The 20,684-nt window shown below is 72.3% G+C and carries 16 protein-coding genes; 11 read left to right on the top strand and 5 right to left on the bottom strand.

What is annotated here, in order from left to right; translation table 11 throughout:
* The first annotated feature begins 238 nt into the window (after window positions 1-238).
* Entirely contained in the window at window positions 239-2,392 is a 2,154-nt protein-coding gene (locus ACSYGO_RS39680; RefSeq protein ID WP_426676911.1) for a SpoIIE family protein phosphatase, read from the top strand.
* A gap of 234 nt (window positions 2,393-2,626) precedes the next feature.
* Here ACSYGO_RS39680 and ACSYGO_RS39675 read toward each other — a convergent pair whose 3' ends face one another.
* Window positions 2,627-4,006 carry a S1 family peptidase gene (locus tag ACSYGO_RS39675; RefSeq protein WP_460389566.1) on the bottom strand — a complete coding sequence of 460 codons (1,380 nt, stop codon included), beginning with the start codon at window positions 4,004-4,006 and terminating at the stop codon, window positions 2,627-2,629.
* 195 nt (window positions 4,007-4,201) lie between these two features.
* On the opposite strand from ACSYGO_RS39675, the gene ACSYGO_RS39670 reads away from it, so the two are divergent.
* From ACSYGO_RS39670 to ACSYGO_RS39650, 5 genes are all read left to right on the top strand, one after another.
* On the top strand, window positions 4,202-4,615 hold the full coding sequence (locus ACSYGO_RS39670; RefSeq protein WP_028798595.1) for a PaaI family thioesterase: 414 nt from the start codon (window positions 4,202-4,204) through the stop codon (window positions 4,613-4,615).
* Between the two features lie 678 nt (window positions 4,616-5,293).
* Window positions 5,294-5,509, top strand: coding sequence for a type A2 lantipeptide (locus ACSYGO_RS39665; protein ID WP_345652421.1), 216 nt, complete (start codon window positions 5,294-5,296; stop codon window positions 5,507-5,509).
* Window positions 5,510-5,599: 90 nt separating this feature from the next.
* On the top strand, window positions 5,600-6,409 hold the full coding sequence (locus tag ACSYGO_RS39660; RefSeq protein WP_460389565.1) for an HlyD family efflux transporter periplasmic adaptor subunit: 810 nt from the start codon (window positions 5,600-5,602) through the stop codon (window positions 6,407-6,409).
* Window positions 6,406-8,643 carry an NHLP family bacteriocin export ABC transporter peptidase/permease/ATPase subunit gene (locus ACSYGO_RS39655; protein WP_432176130.1) on the top strand — a complete coding sequence of 746 codons (2,238 nt, stop codon included), beginning with the start codon at window positions 6,406-6,408 and terminating at the stop codon, window positions 8,641-8,643. Before ACSYGO_RS39660 ends, ACSYGO_RS39655 begins: the two co-directional genes overlap by 4 nt.
* 1 nt (window position 8,644) lies before the next feature.
* Window positions 8,645-11,473: an NHLP bacteriocin export ABC transporter permease/ATPase subunit gene (locus ACSYGO_RS39650; RefSeq protein ID WP_460389564.1), complete on the top strand. Its 2,829-nt coding sequence runs from the start codon at window positions 8,645-8,647 to the stop codon at window positions 11,471-11,473.
* A gap of 33 nt (window positions 11,474-11,506) precedes the next feature.
* Here ACSYGO_RS39650 and ACSYGO_RS39645 read toward each other — a convergent pair whose 3' ends face one another.
* Both ACSYGO_RS39645 and ACSYGO_RS39640 read right to left on the bottom strand, forming a co-directional pair.
* A complete protein-coding gene (locus ACSYGO_RS39645) occupies window positions 11,507-12,043 on the bottom strand; it encodes an SRPBCC family protein (RefSeq protein WP_460389563.1) in 537 nt (178 codons plus the stop codon).
* A gap of 5 nt (window positions 12,044-12,048) precedes the next feature.
* Window positions 12,049-12,402: an ArsR/SmtB family transcription factor gene (locus tag ACSYGO_RS39640; protein ID WP_460389562.1), complete on the bottom strand. Its 354-nt coding sequence runs from the start codon at window positions 12,400-12,402 to the stop codon at window positions 12,049-12,051.
* Between the two features lie 176 nt (window positions 12,403-12,578).
* On the opposite strand from ACSYGO_RS39640, the gene ACSYGO_RS39635 reads away from it, so the two are divergent.
* The gene (locus tag ACSYGO_RS39635; RefSeq protein WP_432187457.1) at window positions 12,579-14,081 is read left to right on the top strand and encodes an MFS transporter; all 1,503 of its coding nucleotides are present in this window, start codon (window positions 12,579-12,581) and stop codon (window positions 14,079-14,081) included.
* 15 nt (window positions 14,082-14,096) lie between these two features.
* Here ACSYGO_RS39635 and ACSYGO_RS39630 read toward each other — a convergent pair whose 3' ends face one another.
* Window positions 14,097-15,680, bottom strand: coding sequence for a bifunctional phosphatase PAP2/diacylglycerol kinase family protein (locus tag ACSYGO_RS39630; protein WP_426676606.1), 1,584 nt, complete (start codon window positions 15,678-15,680; stop codon window positions 14,097-14,099).
* A 358-nt stretch (window positions 15,681-16,038) separates the two neighbouring features.
* Window positions 16,039-16,473, bottom strand: a complete 435-nt coding sequence (locus ACSYGO_RS39625) for a protease inhibitor (protein ID WP_426676607.1) — start codon at window positions 16,471-16,473, stop codon at window positions 16,039-16,041.
* A 389-nt stretch (window positions 16,474-16,862) separates the two neighbouring features.
* Between ACSYGO_RS39625 and ACSYGO_RS39620 the strand changes: the two genes are divergently transcribed.
* From ACSYGO_RS39620 to ACSYGO_RS39605, 4 genes are all read left to right on the top strand, one after another.
* Window positions 16,863-17,414 (top strand): hypothetical protein, encoded by a 552-nt coding sequence (locus tag ACSYGO_RS39620; protein ID WP_460389561.1) that lies wholly within the window; start codon window positions 16,863-16,865, stop codon window positions 17,412-17,414.
* Window positions 17,415-17,688: 274 nt separating this feature from the next.
* The gene (locus ACSYGO_RS39615) at window positions 17,689-18,150 is read left to right on the top strand and encodes a TIGR03668 family PPOX class F420-dependent oxidoreductase (protein WP_460389560.1); all 462 of its coding nucleotides are present in this window, start codon (window positions 17,689-17,691) and stop codon (window positions 18,148-18,150) included.
* 245 nt (window positions 18,151-18,395) lie between these two features.
* Complete coding sequence (locus tag ACSYGO_RS39610; protein ID WP_460389559.1) at window positions 18,396-19,979, top strand: purine-cytosine permease family protein; 1,584 nt, start codon at window positions 18,396-18,398, stop codon at window positions 19,977-19,979.
* Window positions 19,979-20,650, top strand: a complete 672-nt coding sequence (locus ACSYGO_RS39605) for a cyclase family protein (protein ID WP_426676611.1) — start codon at window positions 19,979-19,981, stop codon at window positions 20,648-20,650. The genes ACSYGO_RS39610 and ACSYGO_RS39605 overlap by 1 nt, the downstream gene beginning before the upstream one ends.
* Window positions 20,651-20,684: the final 34 nt, after the last annotated feature.

Raw genomic sequence — 20,684 nt, 5'->3', positions numbered from 1 at the left:
CCTGAGCGCGTGCCCATTGTTGGCGTTCGCGACCGTTCATGGGCGCGAAGAACCGGCCAAGAGGGTGCGCGGGGGCGCATGGGGAGCACCCACGCGCCGCCTCCTGCTTCGAAGCAGGGGGCATGGCCGCGGCCGTCGTGGGTAGTGCCGCGCCCGCCCGCCGGGCACGCTCGCCGTGCGCGATACGGCGCCAGGAGAGAGCCTTGTGCCCTGAGCAGTCGTGCGGCCCCGCGAGGAGGTGGTCGGCGTGTCCGACTGGCAGGGGGCCAAGCAGGCACCGGCGAGCCGGCCGGCGCCGGTCGGACGCCCGCTGCTCTCGCTGACGCTGACCTCGATGCTGGACGACGTCCACGCGCACTCCGGAGCGGTGTACCTGCTCGCGGACCACGAGCCGGTGCTGGAGATGGCCGTGATGGCGGGACTGCCCCGGGCCTTCGCGGCGCCGTGGGAGCGGGTGGGGCTGAGCGCGCCGATCCCGGTGGCGGAGGCCGTGCGGAACCGGCGGCTGATCTGGGTGAGCGGCGAGGAGGAGATGGCCCGCCGCTATCCCCGGATCGCCGTGGTGCTCCCCTATCCCTTCGCGCTCGCCGCGATGCCGGTGGTGACCGAGCACACGGCGTACGGCGCGGTCTTCGTGACCTGGCCCGGCTCGCACCCGCCGGAGCTGTCCGACCGTGAGCGCGTCCAGCTCACCGCCGCCTGCGACCGGCTCGCCCTGCGTCTGGAGCGTGCCGCCGAGGAACGCCGGCCGGTGCCCCCCGAACCGGACCTGCTGACACCGTCCGCGGGAGCCACGGCCGGCACCCTGGGCACGCTGGAGGCGACCCGCATGGTGGCGCGGCTGCCGTACGGGCTGTGCGCGCTCGACCTGCACGGGCGGGTCAGCTACGCCAATCCGGCGACGGCGGAGCTGCTCGGCCTGCCGGTCGGCCGGCTGCTGGGCACCCAGCTGTGGGCGTCCGTGCCGTGGCTCAACGACCCCGTCTACGAGGACCGTTACCGTGCCGCGCTGCTCAGCCAGCAGGTGACCTCGTTCGTGGCGCTGCGGCCGCCGGGCGAATGGCTGTCGTTCCGGCTGTATCCGAGCACGACCGGTCTGAGCGTGCGGATCTCGCGGGCCCGCGCGGTGTCCGAGATGACCCGGGCCGGCCCGCAGCCCGGCGACGGCACACCGCGGCTGGTGACCATCTCCCACGTGCTGAGCCTGGCGAGCGCGCTCACCCAGGCGGCGGGCGTGCAGGACGTGGTGCAGCTGGTCGCGGACGAGATCGCGCCCGCGGTCGGCAGCCAGGCGCTGATCGTCCTCGCCGCACGGGCCGGGCGGCTGCACGTGCTCGGGCACCGGGGATACCCGGACCCGCGGGTCGTGGACCGTCTCGACGGGGTGCCGCTCACCGCCCCGACGCCGGGAACGCAGGCACTGAAGACCGGGGCTCCCGCGTTCTTCGGCTCGCGGGCGCAGCTGGAGCGCCTCTACCCGGCCCGGAGCAGGTCGCCCGACGGCATGGCCGCGTGGGCGTACCTGCCGCTGGTGGCCTCGGGGCGTCCGGTGGGCACCTGCGTCCTGGCGTACGCGCAGCCGCACCCCTTCGCCGCGGACGAGCGCGCCGTCCTGACCAGTCTCAGCAGTCTCGTCGCGCAGGCGCTGGAGCGTGCTCTCCTCTACGACGCCAAGCACCAGTTGGCCCACGGTCTGCAGGAGGCGCTGCTGCCGCACTCCCTGCCCGTGCTGCCCTCGATCGACGCGGCGGCCCGCTACCTCCCGGCGGCCCGGGGCATGGACATCGGCGGGGACTTCTACGACCTGGTGCCCTCGCAGGGGCGGGCCGCGGCGGTCATCGGCGACGTCCAGGGGCACAACGTGACCGCGGCGGGCCTGATGGGGCAGATCCGTACGGCCGTCCGCGCGTACACGACGGTGGGACAGCCGCCGGAGGAGGTGATGCGCAGCACCAACCGGCTGCTGATCGACCTGGGCGTCGACCTCTTCGCCAGCTGTCTCTACCTGAGCCTCGACCCCGCGCACGAGGTGGCCGTCATGGCGCGCGCGGGCCATCCGCCGCCCCTGCTGCGGCGGCCGGACGGGAAGGTGCGGGTGCTGGACCTGGCCGGCGGGCCCCTGCTCGGGATCGACGCCGACGCCAGGTACCCGACGACGGAGGTCCCCCTCGCACCCGGCTCGCTGCTCACGCTCTACACCGACGGGCTGATCGAGTCGCCCGGCGTCGACATCGAGGACGCCCTCGCCGACCTGGGCCGACGGCTCGGCGAGACCGGTGACCAGCCGCTCGACGCGCTCGCGGACAGCCTCGTACGGCACGGCGGGACGGAGTCCCGGGAACGGCTCGACGACGTGGCGCTGCTCCTGCTGCGGGCACGGGACCACGACTGAGGCGGCGGGCTCCGCGGGGTACCCGTACACGCGGCGGTCTGGCCCTCCCGCCGGAGGGCCGGACCGCTGTCACCGCCGGCCGGGACGGCTGTTCCCGGCCGGTCAGTGGTTCTCGTGTCCCCGGACGGTCAGGGGTGCCCGTGCTCCACGACCGTCGACCGTCAGGGGTTCTCGCGTTCCCGAACCGTCGGGGTTCTCGCGTTCCCGAACCGTCAGGGGTGCTCGCCGTCCGGGTCAGGGCTGCGAGCTCACCAGACCCGAGCCGTCGTCCATGCCGGTGCCGCTCTGGTCGGCGGCCCCGCCGGCGTGGTCACCCGCGCCGGCCTGTTCGCCGGCGCCCGTCTGGTCGGCCGCGCCGCCGGCCTCGTCACCGGCACCCGCCTGATCGCCGGCGCCCGCGCTCGGGTCCACCGCGCCGGCACCCGCGTCACCGGCACCCGCGTCGCCGGCACCGGCGTCACCGGCCCCGGCATCGCCCGCACCCGCGTCGCCCGCTCCGGCGCCGCCGGCGCCGAGGGTGGCGCCGACCGCCTGGAGCGCGGTCGTGACCGGCTGGAAGAAGGTCTCGCCGCCACTGGTGCAGTCGCCGCTGCCGCCCGAGGTCAGACCGATCGCGTTGCCGTCCTGGGTGAACAGGGAGCCGCCGCTGTCGCCCGGTTCGGCACAGACGTCGGTCTGGATGAGGCCGGTGACGGTGCCCTCCGGGTAGTTCACGGTGGCGTCCAGCCCCGTGACGTTGCCGTCGTTGAGACCGGTCGTGCTGCCCATCCGGAGGACCTGCTGCCCGACGGTGGCGTCGGCGGCCTGGGTGATCTCGACGGACTGGCCGTTGCCGACGTTGACCACGCTGTTGGCCTGCGTGTTGGGGTCGTCGTACTTGACGAGGGCGAAGTCTCCGTCGCCCGGGAACGTGGCCTGGTCCACGGTGGCGATCGGCGCGCCGTCCTGGGAGTCCGACCACTGGGCCGCGGCCACGCCGCAGTGGCCCGCGGTCAGGAAGGCCGGGCTGCCGTCGCCCGCGGTGACGTTGAAGCCGAGGGAGCAGCGCGCGCCGCCGCCGAAGATGGCGTCGCCGCCGTCGACGAACGTCTTGAAGGTGCCGGCGGACTTCTTGATGGTGGCGACGCCGGAGCCGAGACCCTTGACGGTCGACTCCAGGGTGTCCCACTTGCCGCCCGTGACGGTCGAGTCGGCGGTGACGCGGATCTCGTTGGTCTTCGGGTCGACGGCCCACGCGGTGCCGGGGATCGTCGCGTCCGCCTTGAGCGTTCTGGCGGCGGACTTCAGTTCGGCGGTGCTGTTCTGCACCTCGTTCGCGACCGCGCCGGCCTTCTCGATCCGGTTGACGACGTTGCTGTCGTTACCGACGACGTTGATGATGAGCTGCTGCTTGCCCGCGTCGTAGTACGAGCCCGCGAAGGACTGGCCCAGCTGCGCGGCGAGCTGCGAGGCGACGTCCGCGACGTCCCCCGCCTTGAACGTCTTCGGGGTGGCGTCGTCGCCGTTCGACTGGGACGCGTTGGCGTTGGGCAGCAGGAGGGCCGCAGCTCCGAGCGCCGCCACGCTTCCCGCCGCGATGGCGGCCTTGCGCTTGGGTATCCGTTTGTGACTCAACTCTTGACCTCCTGGGGACGGGGTCGATGCCGCCGTCCGGCAGCTGACTGGGGGGCGCCTGGATGGTGGTTGATACGCGTGTGCCGCCGGTGGCGTTCAACTGCCTTTGCAAATGGCAGGATCCAGACGACTCGATGGCGCGGAATGCCAGGCAAAGGGCCACTTCGGCCAGGGAGTCGGGGAACAATGCCCCGTATGACGCTGAACCTTGCCGAAGCCGACAAGATCCTCGACGACAACTTCGCCCCCTGGGTCCTGGATCTGGGCCTGTCCGTGGCGGAGCTGGGCGACCGCCGCGCCGTCCTGCGGCTGCCGTGGTCCGCACGGCTGTCCCGCGAGGGCGGTTCCCTGTCGGGGCAGGCGCTGATGGCCGCCGCCGACACGGCGACCGTGATCGCGGTGTCGGCGGCACGCGGCGCGTTCGTCCCGATGACGACGGTGCAGCAGTCCACGAGCTTCCAGCGGGCGGTGACGGACGCGGACGTCCTGGTCGAGGCGGTCCTCACCAAGCTCGGCCGCCGCATGGCCTTCGCCGACATCACGATGGCCGCCGAGGGGTCCGGGGAGGTCGCCGCACGCGCGAGCACGGTGTACGCACTGCTGGGCTGAGCACGCCGGCGGCCGGGAGCCCCGTCCGACACTCCGTCACGGGGCAGCCCGGCCGCCCTCGCAGAGTCACCCCCCTTCGCAGGGCAGCGCGATCCCTCTCACAGAGCCGTCCGTTGTCTCTCGCAGAGCCGCGTGGCACCCGTCAGGACGCTGCACGGCACACCGTCGCGAGGCCGCGCGACACACGCCCGTTCGCCCGGCCGAACGCGTCCGCGAGCCTGCTGACACGTTCCGCTACCGATCAGTAACGGATCGTCTTCGAGCACGAGCGGAATCCTGGCTTCAGCGAATCTGCACATCCATTACGCAACCAAGTCACCGTGTGCGAGGGATCTGCACAGCCGCGCGCCCCCCTCCGCGCCATTGCGACGGGACTGTCCCATTCGGCCCGTGGACGGCAAGCGCGTGCACGAATGGATGCCGCGCAGCATGTGAAGAAGTCGCCGCAAAGACGTGCGCACACCTGCACGGTTGAACCTGTCGTGCACTCAAGTTCCCAGGTGAGAGCCCTGGTTGATTGGAAGCGTGCCCCGCGGCCGTGCTTTGATCCGTTGCACCGCGGAGGTCGCATCACACGCCTGGAAACGGGTGTCGCAGCCCCGCGGCGGCGGCCGTCATCTGTCCCCAGAGGGGGCCGCTCCCCCCTTATGAAATATCCATACGAAGGGAAGTTCCACCATGAACTCCACCCCCCGTGTTGAGACCGCCGAGATCTCGGACGCCGACCTCGACAACGTCTCCGGCGGCCTGGCGCTGAACGCCGTCGGCACCGTCACCGGCCTGGTCGACGGCGTTGCCCCGGTCTCCGGCCTCGTGGGCACGGCCGTCGGCACCGTCGAGGGCGTGACCGGCCTGAACACCGCCCCGGTCACCGGCCTGGTCGCGGGTCTCTGATCCCGTTTCACACCGTTGAGTCCCGGAACCGCTTCCCGGTTCCGGGACTCTCGGATGCCGTGAACCTCTCGAACAGGTGAGGGAAGTCCCGTGCAGTTCCGCCAACAGGCCCTCGCCAAGCTGCAGTCGCCGGAGGAGCTCGACCTTCCGGTGCGCTTCGCCCGCCCGCAGGGCTGGCTCGTGCTCTCCGTGACCCTCGTCGCCATGGCGGCAGCCTCCGTGTGGGCCGTCACGGGCACCGTCACCTCCACGGTCGGCGCATCGGCCGTCCTCACGCACGGGCAGGGCAGTTACGTGCTGCAGAGCCCCGTCGCGGGCCAGGTCACCGCCGTCCTCGCCAAGGAGGGCGAACGGCTCCCCGCGAACGCCCCCGTGCTGAAGGTGCGCACCGCCCAGGGCGAGACGGCCGTCGTCCGCACCGTCGCCGCGGGCCGGATCACCGCGCTCGTCGCCACCATCGGAGCCATCATCTCGACCGGCGCGAACGTCGCGGCCGTCGAGAAGGTCGCCCACGCGGACGACCCGCTCTACGCGACGGTCTACGTCCCCGCCGAGAACGCCGCCACCATTCCCGCGGACGCCGCCGTCGACCTCACCGTCCAGTCGGTGCCGACCCAGCAGTACGGAGTGCTGCGCGGCCATGTGAAGTCCGTCGGCCGGACGGTGCAGACCCAGCAGCAGATCGCCGCCTACCTCGGCGACAGCCAGCTCGGCGAGCAGTTCACCAAGAAGGGCCGCCCGGTGGCCGTCCTGGTGCGTCTCGACCGTTCGTCCGCCACGAAGAGCGGCCTGAAGTGGTCCTCGGCGGACGGCCCGCCGTACGCGCTCACCTCCATGACCCTGGCCACGGGTTCGATCCGCATGGCCGATCAGCGACCCGTCGATTGGCTCCTGCCGTGACCGCTCCCCAGGACACGCTCCCCCCGCCGGTGCGGGGCAGACGCCGCGCGCCCGCGCCCAAGCGGCCGGTCCCCAAGGGGCGGCGCAAGACGGTGCGCACCCCCACCGTGCTCCAGATGGAGGCCGTGGAGTGCGGTGCGGCCTCCCTCGCCATGGTGCTCGGCCACTACGGCCGGCACATCCCGCTCGAAGAGCTGCGCATCGCGTGCGGTGTCTCACGCGACGGCTCGCGCGCCAGCAACCTCCTCAAGGCCGCCCGCAGTTACGGCCTGACGGCCAAGGGCATGCAGATGGACACGGCCGCGCTCGCCGAGGTGAAGGCGCCCGCGATCCTGTTCTGGGAGTTCAACCACTACGTCGTGTTCGACGGCATGGGGCGACGCTTCGGCCGGCGCGGCGTGCACATCAACGATCCCGGCAAGGGACGGCGTTTCGTCCCCATGGAGGACTTCGACACCAGCTTCACCGGTGTCGTCCTGGTCATGGAGCCGGGGCCCGACTTCCGCAGGGGCGGGCGCAGGCCCGGAGTGCTGGGCGCCATGCCGGCCCGACTGCGGGGCACCTCGGGCACGATGCCGGCGGCCGTGCTGGCCAGCCTCCTGCTGGTGGCGGTCGGCGCGGCGTTGCCCGCGCTCAGCCGGACCTACATCGACACGTATCTGATCGGCGGCCAGACCTCGCTGCTGGGCGTGCTGTTCGCGTCGATGGGCGCCTCGGTGCTGCTCACGGTGGTGCTGACCTGGCTGCAGCAGGCGAATCTGCTGCGCGGGCGCATCATCTCCTCGACGCTGAGCAGCGCCCGCTTCCTGCGGCACCTGCTGCGGCTGCCCGTCACCTTCTTCTCCCAGCGCAGTCCGGCCGACCTGGTGCAGCGGCTCCAGTCGAACGACGCGGTGTCCGAGACACTGGCCCGCGACCTCGCCGCGGCCGGCGTGGACGCGATCGTGGTCGTGCTCTACGCGGTGCTGCTCTACACGTACGACCCGCAGCTCACGGCCGTCGGGATCGGTGTCGCACTGCTCAACGTGGTGGCGATGCGCGTGGTGGTCCGGATGCGCGCGACCCGTACCGCGAAGCTGCGCGCGGACACCGCGCGGCTGACCAACACCGCCTACACCGGGCTCCAGCTCATCGAGACGATGAAGGCGACCGGCGGCGAGGACGGCTACTTCCGCAAGTGGGCCGGGCAGCACGCCACCACGCTGGAGGAGCAGCAGCGCCTCGGTGTGCCGAGCGCGTGGCTGGGCGTGGTCGCGCCGACGCTCGCGACGCTGAACTCCGCGCTGATCCTGTGGATCGGCGGGCTGCGCGCCGTCGAGGGACACATCTCCGTCGGCCTGCTCGTCGCCTTCCAGGCCCTGGTGACCCGCTTCACGGCGCCGATCACCCGGCTCAACGGTGTCGCGGGCCGCATCCAGGACTTCGCGGCCGACGTCGCCCGGCTCAAGGACGTGGAGAACTTCCAGGCCGACCCGCTCTACGCACGCCCCGGCACCGGTGAGTCCACCCGCCGGCTGCACGGCCACGTCGAACTGGAGAACATCACGTTCGGCTACAGCCCGCTCGACAAGCCGCTGCTCAGCGGATTCTCGCTGACGGTGGGGCCGGGCCAGCAGGTCGCGCTGGTCGGCGGCTCCGGGAGCGGCAAGTCGACGGTCTCCCGGCTGATCTCGGGCCTGTACGCCCCCTGGGAGGGCACGATCCGCATCGACGGGCAGCTGCTGGAGGACATCCCGCGCGGCGCGCTCGCCGCCTCCGTCTCCTTCGTCGACCAGGACGTCTTCCTCTTCGAGGGGACGGTGCGCGACAACATCGCGCTGTGGGACCCGTCGATCCCGGACGACGCGGTGGTGTCCGCCCTTCAGGACGCGGCGCTGTACGACGTCGTGACACGCCGGCCGGGCGGCATCCACAGCCGGGTCGAACAGGACGGGCACAACTTCTCCGGCGGCCAGCGCCAGCGTCTGGAGATCGCGCGGGCGCTGGTGCGCAGGCCCAGCATCCTGGTGCTCGACGAGGTGACCAGCGCCCTGGACGCGGAGACCGAGCAGCTCGTCATCGACAACCTGCGCAAGCGCGGCTGCGCCTGTGTGGTGATCGCGCACCGGCTGAGCACGGTGCGCGACAGCGACGAGATCGTGGTCCTCCAGCACGGCACGATCGTGGAACGCGGGCGGCACGACGCCCTGGTGGCGGCCGGCGGCCCGTACGCCGAGCTGGTCAAGGAGCGATGAGATGACCACGGTTCACGAGGGCGTCCACGAGGGGGACCTCGTCCTCGGCGCACTCGGCGGCATGGGTACGCCGATCGACTGCTCCGGTCTCAACCGGCTGGACCTGGAGGGTCCGCAGGTGCTGTGGCTGGTCGCGGCGGGCGCCATGGACCTGTTCGCGGTCGACGCGGTCCAGCAGGGTCACTGGCACCATCTGGGCCGGCTCGAAGCGGGCTCGCTGCTGCTCGGCCCGGTCGCGGGTCCCCAGCACACGCTCGTCGGACGGCCGTTGCGCGACTGCGTGGTGCACCGGATCGTGCTGCGCGAGCTGTACCAGCCCGTCAACACGGAGACCTGGTCCTACGACGAGTACGGCAACCCGCAGTACGTGCCTCCGACGTCCAGCCCGCTGGAGTACGCCCTCGCCCTCGGGGTCGGGCGCAGCCTGTCCATCCTCTTCCAGGCCCCGATGGCCACGGAGAACGCCGCCGCGCTCACGGACGAGGACGTCTTCTGGATGCAGGTGCCGCCCGGCAGCGTCCAGTACGGCTCGCTGTACGGCGCCGAGGCCGCGGCCGATCTGCTGATGGACCCCGGCGTGTGGCAGGGCATGGTCGACCAGCAGTACCGGCTGCTGGCCACGCTCGACCGCTGGATCGAGCAGCTGGAGGCGAGTCACGAGGACCGTACGGCGGCCGGCATCAAGGCCGGTGAGGCGGTCCGTGCCCAGGCCGACCGGACCCTGCTGGCCTCCATCGGCAAGTCGTCGGCGAAGCGTCCGACCGCCGCCGACGCGGACGCCACGTACACGGCGTGCAAGCTGGTCGCCCGCACCGCGGGCATCGACCTCGCGGAGCCCGCGCAGAGCGGCACCGAGAGCGACCGGCTCGACCCGGTCGAGCGGATCGCGCTCGCCTCGCGGATCCGCACGCGCGCAGTACGCCTGGACGGGCGCTGGTGGCGCGACAACATCGGCCCGCTGGTGGGCCACCGCGCCGTGTCCGGCGCGCCGGTCGCCCTGCTGTGGCGGCGCGGCGGCTATGTGGCCGTGCAGCCGTCCTCCGGGCGGGAGACCCCGGTCGAGAAGGCCAACGCGGCGGAGTTCGAGCCGCGGGCGGTGATGTTCTACCGGCCGCTGCCGGAGCGGACACCGAGCCCGTTCGGGCTGTTGCGGTTCTGTCTCCGCGGGACCGGCGGGGATCTGCGCGGCCTCGCGGTCAGCGGCCTGGTGACCGTCGCGATCGGTGCCCTGGTGCCGATCGCGACCGGCAAGGTGCTCGGCGAGTACGTGCCGAAGGCCCAGCACGATCTCATCGTGCAGGTGTGTCTGGCGTTGATGCTCACCAGCGTCGTGTCGGCGGCGTTCATGCTGCTGCAGAACCTCACGATCCTGCGGCTGGAGGGGCGGATCGAGGCGACGCTCCAGCCGGCGGTGTGGGACCGTCTGCTGCGCCTGCCGACGAAGTTCTTCACGTCCCGGTCGACCGGCGAACTCGCCAGCGCCGCCATGGGGATCAGCGGCATCCGCCGCCTGCTCGCGGGTGTCGGCCCGACGCTCACGCAGGCGGGCACGGTCGGCGCGATGAATCTGGGGCTGCTGCTCTGGTACAGCGTTCCCATGGCGCTGGCGGCGATCGCCATGCTCGTCGTCATCGCGGCCGGGTTCCTCGGCCTGGGGCTGTGGCAGGTGCGCTGGCAGCGCCGTCTGGTCGTGCTCGGCAACAAGCTCAACAACCAGGCCTTCCAGACCCTGCGGGGGCTGCCCAAGCTGCGGGTCGCGGCGGCGGAGAACTACGCGTACGCCGCCTGGGCCGGCGAGTTCGCGCGCAGCCGCGAGCTCCAGCAGAAGGTGGGCCGCATCAAGAACCTGAACACGGTGATGGGCGCGGTCTATCTGCCGCTGTGCACCCTGCTGATGTTCATGCTGCTCGCCGGCCCGGCTCGCGGCTCTCTGTCGGCGGCGGACTTCCTCACCTTCAGCACGTCGGTGACGATGCTGCTGACCTCGGTCACCCAGATCACCGGCGCGTTCGTCTCGGCGGCCGCCGCGCTGCCGATGTTCGAGGAGATCAAGCCGGTGCTCGAAGCGGCACCGGAGGTGCGCGCGGCGAACACGCGCCCGGGCGTCCTGTCCGGGGGCCTGGAGGCGCGGCGGCTCTCCTTCCGTTACGCCGACGACGGTCCGCTGGTCCTCGACGACGTGTCTTTCGAGATCCGGCCGGGCGAGTTCGTGGCGATCGTCGGCCCGAGCGGCTGCGGCAAGTCCACGCTGCTGCGCCTGCTCATCGGCTTCGACAGGCCGGTATCGGGCAGCGTCCTGTACGACGGGCAGGACCTGGCGGCTCTCGACCAGTCGGCCGTGCGGCGTCAGTGCGGTGTCGTGCTCCAGCACGCGCAGCCGTTCACCGGGTCGATCCTGGACTGCATCTGCGGCACCGAGCCGTACACGCCCGAGGAGGCGATGGCCGCGGCCGAGATGGCGGGTCTGGCCGAGGACATCAAGCGGATGCCGATGGGGCTGCACACGATCGTCTCCGGCGGCGGCGCGATCTCCGGCGGTCAGCGCCAGCGGCTGATGATCGCCCAGGCGTTGATCCGGCGTCCGAGGATCCTGTTCTTCGACGAGGCGACGAGCGCTCTCGACAACGAGACGCAGCGCACGGTCATCGAGAGCACCCGTGCGCTGCGGGCCACCCGTGTCGTGATCGCGCACCGTCTGTCGACCGTGATGGACGCGGACCGCGTCATCGTGATGGAGGACGGCCGGGTCGCCCAGCAGGGCCCGCCCGCGCAGCTGCTGGCGGACACCGGCGGGCGGCTGCACGAACTGGTGCGACGGCAGATGCAGTAGGCCGGGACGGCGCGGCTGCGGTGGCCCGCCCGTTCAGTCGAGCCCCGGGACGGGCGCGCCGGAGGGGACCCCGGCGTCGAGGTAGCCGCGGTAGAACTCCTTCCAGGGTGCTCCGGCGCCGGCATGCGGGCCCTCGGGGTGTTCACCGCGGGCCTTCGCGTCGAGGGCGGCGAGGCACACCTCCCAGCCGGCGCCGTTGCGCGCGGCGGTGTCCGCGGCCTCGAGGACGTCGGTGAGCGTGAAGCGGGTGCGCTTGTCGTCCAGGGCTTCGAGGTCGAAGTGGAGTTCGTCGCCGCCCCAGGCGAAGGAGAGGTGCCGGGGCGGGTCGACGGCGAGGACGCGGCCCTGGGAGTCCGCCGTGTTGGGGTCGCCGCTGAAGGTGACGGTGCCGCCCGGCCGCAGCTCGAACTCGGCGCGGGAGGGGAACCACCGGGCCAGTTCGTCGGGGTCGGTCACGAACTGCCAGACCCGGTCGACGGGGTGGTCGTAGGTCCTGCTGAAGCGGACGGCGGGGCGCCCGTCGTCCAGGGTGAGGTAGGTGCCGGTGAGGTCGGTGCGTTCGGCGGACATGGCGGTCAGTCCTTCGGGGAGAGTGTGTCGTGGTCGTCCGGTGGCTCCCCCGCCGCGGCGTCCAGGCGTCGGCCCAGGGCGTCGAGGCGCTCGTTCCACAGGGTGCGGTACGGGGCGAGCCAGGCGTCGAGTTCGGCGATCGGGGCGGGGTCGAGGGCGTAGACACGGCGTTGCGCGTCCTGGCGCGCCCGCACGAGCCCGGCGTCGCGGAGCACCCGAAGGTGCTTGGAGGTGCTGGGCTGGCTCAGACCGCATGCCTCGACGATCTCGCCGACGGCGCGCGGGCGCTCCAGGAGGAGCGCCACGATGGCGCGCCGGTGCGGGTCGGCGAGCGCGGCCCACAGGGATGCCTCGGACATGACCTCAATATGCCTCTTTGGTTATATGCCCGTCAAGGCATACGAGGGCGACCCAGGTCACTTAGCGAAACGTTGCCGTTTCGCTCGACGGGGTCTAGTCTCGGGATGTCGATGTGTACGAAACCGTTTCGTTTAGTGCACTCATCCCTGAGCGACCTTCCCCGGAGTGTTCTCCCATGTCTCAGACCGTGGCCGACGGCACCCGCGCGGGTGCCGTGGAAGCACCGCCCGCGCCCGCCTCGAACCGGCGCTGGTGGATCCTCGCGATCATCGGCATCGCGCAGCTGATGGTGGTGCTCGACGCGACCATCGTGAACATCGCCCTGCCGTCGGCCCAGGCCGACCTCGGCTTCTCGGACGGCAACCGGCAGTGGATCGTCACCGCCTACTCCCTGGCCTTCGCCTCCCTGCTGCTGCTCGGCGGACGCATCGCGGACCTGTTCGGCCGCAAGCCCGCCTTCCTCATCGGCGTCGCCGGCTTCGCCGCCGCCTCCGTACTCGGCGGCGCGGCGACCAGCTTCGGGATGCTCGTCACCGCCCGTGCCCTGCAGGGTGTCTTCGGCGCACTCCTCGCGCCCGCCGCGCTCTCGTTGCTGAACACGACGTTCACCGACGCCAAGGAACGCGCCAAGGCGTTCAGCGTGTACGGCGCCATCGCCGGCGCCGGCGGCGCGGTGGGCCTGCTGCTCGGCGGTGTGCTCACCGACACGCTCGACTGGCGCTGGACCCTGTTCGTCAACCTCGTCTTCGCGGTCGTCGCCTTCGCCGGCGGCTGGGTGCTGCTGGGCAACCACCGCGACGCGGCCGGGTCCAAGCTCGACCTGCCGGGCACGCTGCTGGTCTCCTCCGGTCTCTTCTCGCTGGTCTACGGCTTCTCCAACGCCGAGACGCACGACTGGAGCTCTCCCGCCACCTGGGGCTTCCTGGCCGCGGGCGTGGTCCTGCTGGCGGCGTTCGTCCGTCGGCAGAACGTCGCCGCGCACCCGCTGCTGCCGATGCGCGTCCTGCTCGACCGCAACCGTGCCGCCTCGTTCATCACCGTGCTCATCACCGGTGCCGGCATGTTCGGCGTGTTCCTCTTCCTCACCTACTACCTCCAGCTGAACCTGGGCTTCAGCCCGACGAAGACCGGTGTGGCGTTCCTGCCGATGATGGCGGCCCTGATGGTCATGGCCCAGGTCTCCACGACCGTGCTGGTGCCGCGCATCGGCCCGAAGGCCGTCATCCCCGCCGGCTTCGCGCTCGCCGCGCTCGGCATGGCCTGGCTGACCGGCATCGACATCGGCTCGTCCTTCTCGACCGCGGTCCTGCCGCAACTGCTGCTGATCGGCGCGGGCCTCGGCATGGTGATGCCGCCCGCCATGTCGCTGGCCACCAGCGGGATCGCCCCGGAGGACGCGGGAGTGGCCTCCGCCACCGTCAACACCATGCAGCAGGTGGGTGGTTCGATCGGTACGGCCCTGCTGAACACGCTCGCCGCGAGCGCCGCGACGAACTACCTGTCCGGCAAGGACGCCACCGACAAGCTGGTCCAGGCCCGGTCGACGATCGAGAGCTACACCACCGCCTTCTGGTGGTCGGCCGGATTCTTCGTCGCGGGCGCCGTCATCGCCTTCCTGCTCTACCGGCGCGGAAAGCCGGAGCAGGACCCGGAGGCCGCACCGGTCGTCCACATGTGATCGGTTGCCGACCGATCACCCCTGGTCCGAGGGGCCGCCGTCAGCAGGGAGACGGCGGCCCCTCGCGCGTCCGCCCCGGCCCGCCGTCCCGGCGGCCGGCCGCGCCTGCCGCGCCGCTTCGTCGTGCGACACCGCGGGCCGGTACACCACGAGCGCACCGGGTTCCTTCTCCAGGCTCAACGACGCCTCGGCCGCAGCGATTTCGCCGTCGAATGCGAGGGAGTCCGTACCCGTCACGTTCTCCAGCCGCACCCAGGGGACCTGCTCCGCGCCGTAGACCCGGGAGCGGTGCAGGGCCCCGGCGAGCGCGGAGAGGACGACGCGGGTGCGGGCGAGGCGGTGGTCGCCGTCCACCACGCGCAGGTCGAGCAGTCCGTCGTCCAGCCGCGGCCTGTAGGACGGGGCGAAGCCCTCGGGGACGTAGCGTCCGTTGCCCGCGAACAGCAGCCACAGGCGGCGCGGACGGCCGTTGAGGCTCAGCTCGACGGGGGTCGCGGTGCGCAACACCCTGACCAGGGCGACCGCGGCGGCGGGCCACTTGCCCCACCGCTCCTGCGCCCGCTCACGCATCCGGACGAGTTCGGGGTACAGGCCGATGCTGAAGGTGTTGAGGAACCGTACGTCCTCGCCGCCGGCCGAGCGTGCCACACCGATGTCCACGGACACCGCCTCGCCCCGGACCACGGCGTCCGCGGTGTCCTCGAAGTCCGGCACCCCCAGGTCCTGGGCGAAGTGGTTGAGGGTGCCGCCGGGGAACACCGCCAGCGCGAGGCCCCGTTCGGCCGCCGCGCGGGCTGCGGCATTCACGCTGCCGTCCCCGCCGCAGACGCCGAGGACTCCCCCGCTCCCCGCGGCCCGGCCGACGGCCTCGGCGAGCAGTGCGGCGAAGTCGTCGTCGGGGCCCCGCTCGATCAGCTCGGCCCCGGGAAGCAGCACGCGCAGCCGTTCGGCCGGGGGCCGGGACATGGCGGGGGCGTCGGAGCCGGCCCCGCTGTTGACGAACACGACCAGCCCCTCGCCCCGGGGCAGCGCGGGCGCGTCGGCGACCGGCCGCTGCCTCCCCGGCACGACCTGGCGGGGCGGCCACCAGCGGCAGGTGAGCGCCGCGGCGCCGACCCCGATCGCCACCCCGGCCAGCACGTCCCCGGGGTAGTGCACGCCCACATAGACACGGGAGAAGGCGACCGCGGCGGCGAAGGGCGCGACCAGGGCGCCGTACCGCGTGGACTCCAGGGCGACCCCGGTGGCGAAGGCCGCGGCGGAGGCGGAGTGCCCGGACGGGAAGGACGTGGTGTGCGGCTGGCTGCGCAGGTGACGGACCGTCGGCACCAGGTCGAGCAGCGGCCGGGGGCGGCGGGTGCTCCACTTCACGACCGTGTTGACGGTGAGCGAGGCGAGCGCGAGCGCGCCGACGCCCCGCAGGGCCGCACGCCGGGCGGTGCGTCCACCGGCGGCCGCGAGCCCGGCCGCCGTGCCGAACCAGAGCGCTCCGTGGTCGGCGGAGTGGCTCAGCCGCCGCAGCGCCGGATCGGCTCCGGGCATCCGCGCCCCCGCCACCCGTGTGAACAGCCGCTCGTCCAGCTCGCCCAGTGCACGCATGCTCCACCGCTACGGCGTCGCGTCCGTGCCGGCATCCCGGGCGACTCGGACCGGTGACGGAGCTGCGCCGTGCGGCGCAGCGGCTTCCCGGCGCGGGCCGCCGGGGCCATGGTGGGCGCGTGCGCAGATCCGCGGCGGCGGCCGGCAGTTCGTTCTTCCCGGCACTCGCGCCGGGCACCGTGGCCGCCCGAGAACCCGGGGAGATCCCGGGCACACGAAATGCCGAGGGCCGGCCGACGGCCCCACTCCGTCCGGCCGACCCTCGGTGCGAAATCGCGTGGTGTCCCCGCGACGTGGCCCGCACTCCCCAGTCACGGACCTCGGTCGCTCTTCACGGGGACTTCGCGATCCCGGTCTCTCAGAACGTGAAGACGGTCGTCCCGTAGGAGTTCTTCACGCACTCGTTGGCGAAGGTGCGTTCGTAGGAGACGCGCTTGCCCTGCCAGACACCCTCGACCGTGACCACCACGGGGTCGTATTGCCTGGTACAGAAGACGCCGTCTCTGAGCTTCAGGGCGCCCGGATCGCCGCCGGCGCCGCGCAGTTCGGCGCAGGCCTGCACGGCGGCGGGGTGGGTGCCGGAGGCCGTCGGGGCGCAGTTCAGCGTGACGGCCCGCTCCGGTGTGACGGTGGCCGCGGTGGCGCCGTGGCCCGTGGTGAGCACCAGGGCCGACGGGGCGTAGAGCCCGGACGGGCCGGCGGCGGGGGCGGCGTGGGCGGAACCGATGACGGGTCCGCAGACGGCGGTGGCCGTCAGAGTGAGAGTCGCTGCCCAACGCGCGGTGTTCGGCATTGTGTGCATCCTTCCGCTCGATCGAATCCGAAACCGGCTCGGTCGGGTGCCGGTTCGGCGAGCGCGAGTCTGCCGAGTCCTCACGAGAAACACACATCGACCCCACGCGTTTCAGTAACTTTGAGTGTTGAAGCAGTGGCGTGAAGTCACGGAATTCGAACGCCTGGGCCCCGCAATTGAGCCACCGTTGATCGCCCGCCGGGCCCTCATGGCCAGATTTCCGTGGCTCGGCAATAGGCCTGAAACATTCCGCTTCACCCCGCGCCGGAACCCCGCTGCGCCCCCGTGCACGCCCCCGGCGGGGCCGCGCACCGACCGCGCCTTCAGCCCACAGCGGACTTCGACCGGACCCTCTTGCCCATTTTTGCCCGCAGAGTAATGGTGATTACATGATTACATCGGAGCAACGCGACAAGCTGCGCGGCTGGTTCACCGGCCGCCTGCCCGACGATCTCTTCGAGAGCCTCGTGGAGGTCACGGTCGACCGGGAGGAGATCACGGTCGTCGGCCGTATCCCCGAACCCCGGCTCGGCGACGGCGCATCGGACGCCGAGAAGGAGGCTGCCGTCGAGGCACGCGTCCAGGAATTCAGGGAGCGCACCCGCGAGGACCGGATCGCGGTGGCGCGCGAGGCGGAGCACCGGTTCCGCAAGAAGGTGTCCTGGGGCGTGGAGTGCGGCGCCGAGCGCGCCCTGTTCACGCACGTCGCGGCGCCGGTCATGACACGGCTGCGCCAGCCCGAGCGCCAGGTGCTGGACACCCTGGTCGCCGCCGGGGTCGCCCGCAGCCGCAGCGACGCCCTCGCCTGGTGCGTGCGGCTGGTGCAGCGCCACACCGACGACTGGCTCGCGGAACTGCGCGAGTCGCTGGAGCATGTGCAGCGCGTACGGGCGCAGGGTCCGGACACCGGACCCGGGGAAACCGCCACCGACGAGGAGTGACCGGTTCTCCCTCCTCCCCCGCACGGACGGCCCCGCCTCGCGGCCGTCGCGCCACACTGGGAGCGGACACAAACGGACGTCCCCGTTCCGGCCGATCCGGCCGTTCCGACCGATCCGGGCGAGGGCATCCGGGCGAGGGCACGTCTGTACGCCGACGGCACGGCGGGCGTCGCCGGGACCCCGGGGATCTCGGGCACGCCGGGCCTTCGCCGGGACGTCGGGCCCCCGCCGGGGCATCGGGCCTTCGCCCGACAGGAAGGACCGGAGGCTCACCGTGCCGGACATGGACGAGACGGAGGCGCGACGCCGCTTCCTCACCGCGCGGGTGGCGCGGCTGGCCACCGTGGACGCCGAGGGGCGCCCGCATCTGGTGCCGGTCGTGTTCGCCGTACTCGGCGACGAGATCGTCACCGCGGTCGACGGGAAGCCCAAGCGGTCACCGCGGCTGAAGCGGCTGCGCAACATCGCGGCGCACCCGGCCGTCTGTCTGCTCGTGGACGCGTTCGACGAGGACTGGAGCCGCCTGTGGTGGGTCCGGGCGGACGGTGACGCACGCGTCGTGCCGCCCGCCGCACCGGAGGGGAGTGCGCGGGAGACGTACGGAACGGCGGTCGCCGCGTTGCGGGAGAAGTACGCCCAGTACCGCGGCGGGCCGCCGGACGGCCCGGTGATCGCGGTCGCCGTCCACCGCTGGCACGGATGGCTCGCCACTCAGGGCGAGGACCTGCCCGGCTGACCCGCGCTCCACGCCTCTGCCGACGGCGGCCGGCACGCAATGGACGAATGCTCCAGGGCGGCTGCGAGGGATGGATGATTCGCCCACTGGTGTGCACTTGACAGGCCGCCGTAGCGTCGGCACACCCCTTCAAGGAAGGCGTCCCCTCACGCCGCACACCCCAGCGGCGGCCACCGGCCTTCCTCTCACCGCGCCACAACGCGCTCCACCGCCCGTCCGGGTACAGGCACTTCGCTGGAGCACTCTTGTCCGACAACTCCCCGACCACTCCCCCGCCGTCCCTCACCGAGGTCGAGACCTACGGTGTCGAGCGCATCCCCGACGCGGACCGCACCGCGACGCCGCTCGACCTGTTCCGGGTCGCCTTCGGCGGTGCGAACACCTTCTCCACCTGCGTCCTCGGGGCCTTCCCCATCCTCTTCGGGCTCTCCTTCTGGCAAGGGCTCGCCGCGACGCTCCTCGGCGTGGTCGTCGGTGCGCTGATCCTCTGCCCGATGGCGGTGTTCGGGCCGACGAACGGCACGAACAACGCGGTCGCCTCGTCCGCCCACCTCGGCGTGCACGGGCGCGTCGTCGGCTCGTTCCTGTCGCTGCTGACGGCCGTCGCGTTCTTCTCCATCTCCGTGTGGAGCTCCGGCGACGCCCTGGTCGGCGGCGCGCACCGGCTGTTCGGCCTGGAACGCAGCACGCTCTCGTACTCCGTCGCCTACGCGCTCTTCGGCGGTCTGGTGCTCGCGGTGTGCGTGTACGGCTTCCGCTTCATGCTGTTCGTCAACAAGATCGCGGTGACCTCGGCGACCGTGCTGTTCCTGGTCGGCGCGATCGCCTTCGCCGGGGACTTCGACCCGTCGTACGCGGGTGTGTTCACGTCCTCGGCCGACTCGGCGACGCAGGCGCTGTTCTGGCCCTCCTTCATCGGCGCGGCGCTGATCGTGCTGTCGAACCCGGTGTCGTTCGGCGCCTTCCTCGGCGACTGGTCGCGCTACATCCCGGCGGCCACCCCGCGCCGCAAGGTCATAGGTGCCGCCTTCCTCTCCCAGCTGGCGACCCTGCTGCCGTTCGTCTTCGGACTCGCCACCGCCTCCATCATCGCGACCAAGGCGCCGAAGTACGTCGACCCGGCCGCCCCGGACTTCGTGGGCGGACTGCTCGCCATCTCGCCGAGCTGGTTCTTCCTGCCGGTCTGTCTGCTCGCGCTGATCGGCGGCATGTCGACGGGCACGACGTCCCTGTACGGCACCGGGCTCGACTTCTCGTCGGTCTTCCCCCGGCTGTCGCGGGTCCAGGCGACGTTCCTGGTCGGCGCGCTCTCCATCGCCTTCATCTTCATCGGTCGCTTCGGGTTCGACCTGGTGCAGTCGATCTCGACCTTCGCCACGATGATCATCACCTGCACCACCCCGTGGATGGTCGTGATGATCCTCGGCTTCCACACCCGGCGGGGCTGGTACGACCCCGACGCGCTCCAGGTCTTCAACCGCCGCCAGCGCGGCGGCCGCTACTGGTTCGCGCACGGCTGGAACTGGCGCGGCATGACGGCCTGGTGGGTCGCCGCGGTGGTCGGCGTGCTCTTCACCAACATCCCCGGCCAGTTCGTCGGCCCGCTCGGCGACCTGGCGAACGGCGTCGACATCAGCCTGCCGCTGTCGCTGGCCGTGGCCGCGGTGCTCTTCCTGGCCCTGCTGCGGATCTTCCCCGAGCCCAGGGCAGCGTACGGGCCCGAGGGCGCACGGTTCGCCCGTACCGTCGACGCCCCGGTGCCGCCGATCACCGGTCCGGGCGCGGAGGCGGCCGACCCGGCGCCGGCCCTCGCCGGCGAGGGCCGCTGATGGGGAGCTGGCTGGACCTGTCCGTCCCTCTGGTCACCGGGATGCCCGTGTATCCCGGTGACCCGGAGGTCGAGGTCTCGCAGGCCCTGCGGGCCTCGCGGGACGGGGTCAACGTCCAGCGCCTGCACCTGGGGTCGCAGTCCGGGACGCACGTGGACGCGCCCTACCACGTCGACGACGCCTGGCCCACGCTCGACGCACTGCCGCTGGACCGGTTCGCGGGCCGAGCCGTCGTGGCCGACGTCCGGGGGCTTCCGGCCCGGTCACCGATCACGCCGGAGCTGCTCACGCCCGCACTCAGCCGGCTGCGCCTGGAGCCCGGCTCGATCCTGCTGCTCGTCACCGGATGGTCGGCGCACTGGGGCACGGCCGGCTATCTGGACCATCCGTGGCTGACCCCGGCGGCGGCCGAGGCGATGGTGGAGGCGGGCGTCCGCACCGTGGCCGTCGACGCGCTCAGCGTCGACGCCACACCCCGGCCCGGCGACCCCGACGCGGACTTCGGCCTGCCTGCCCATCGCGTCCTGTGCGGCGCGGGAGGCGTCATCGCGGAGAACCTCACCGGCCTGGAGCAGCTGGTGGGCGCGCGGGAGGTCGAGGTCTTCCTCTTTCCGCTGCGGCTGCCCGCGGCCGACGGGGCGCCGGTGCGAGCGGTCGCGCGCGTCGGCTGACCGCACCACCCCGCGCGCCGGCCCTGCTCGCCGG

Source organism: Streptomyces krungchingensis, from assembly GCF_054729265.1.
Note: the sequence above shows the minus strand (reverse complement) of the source record. Positions and strands in the feature narration are given on the sequence as shown.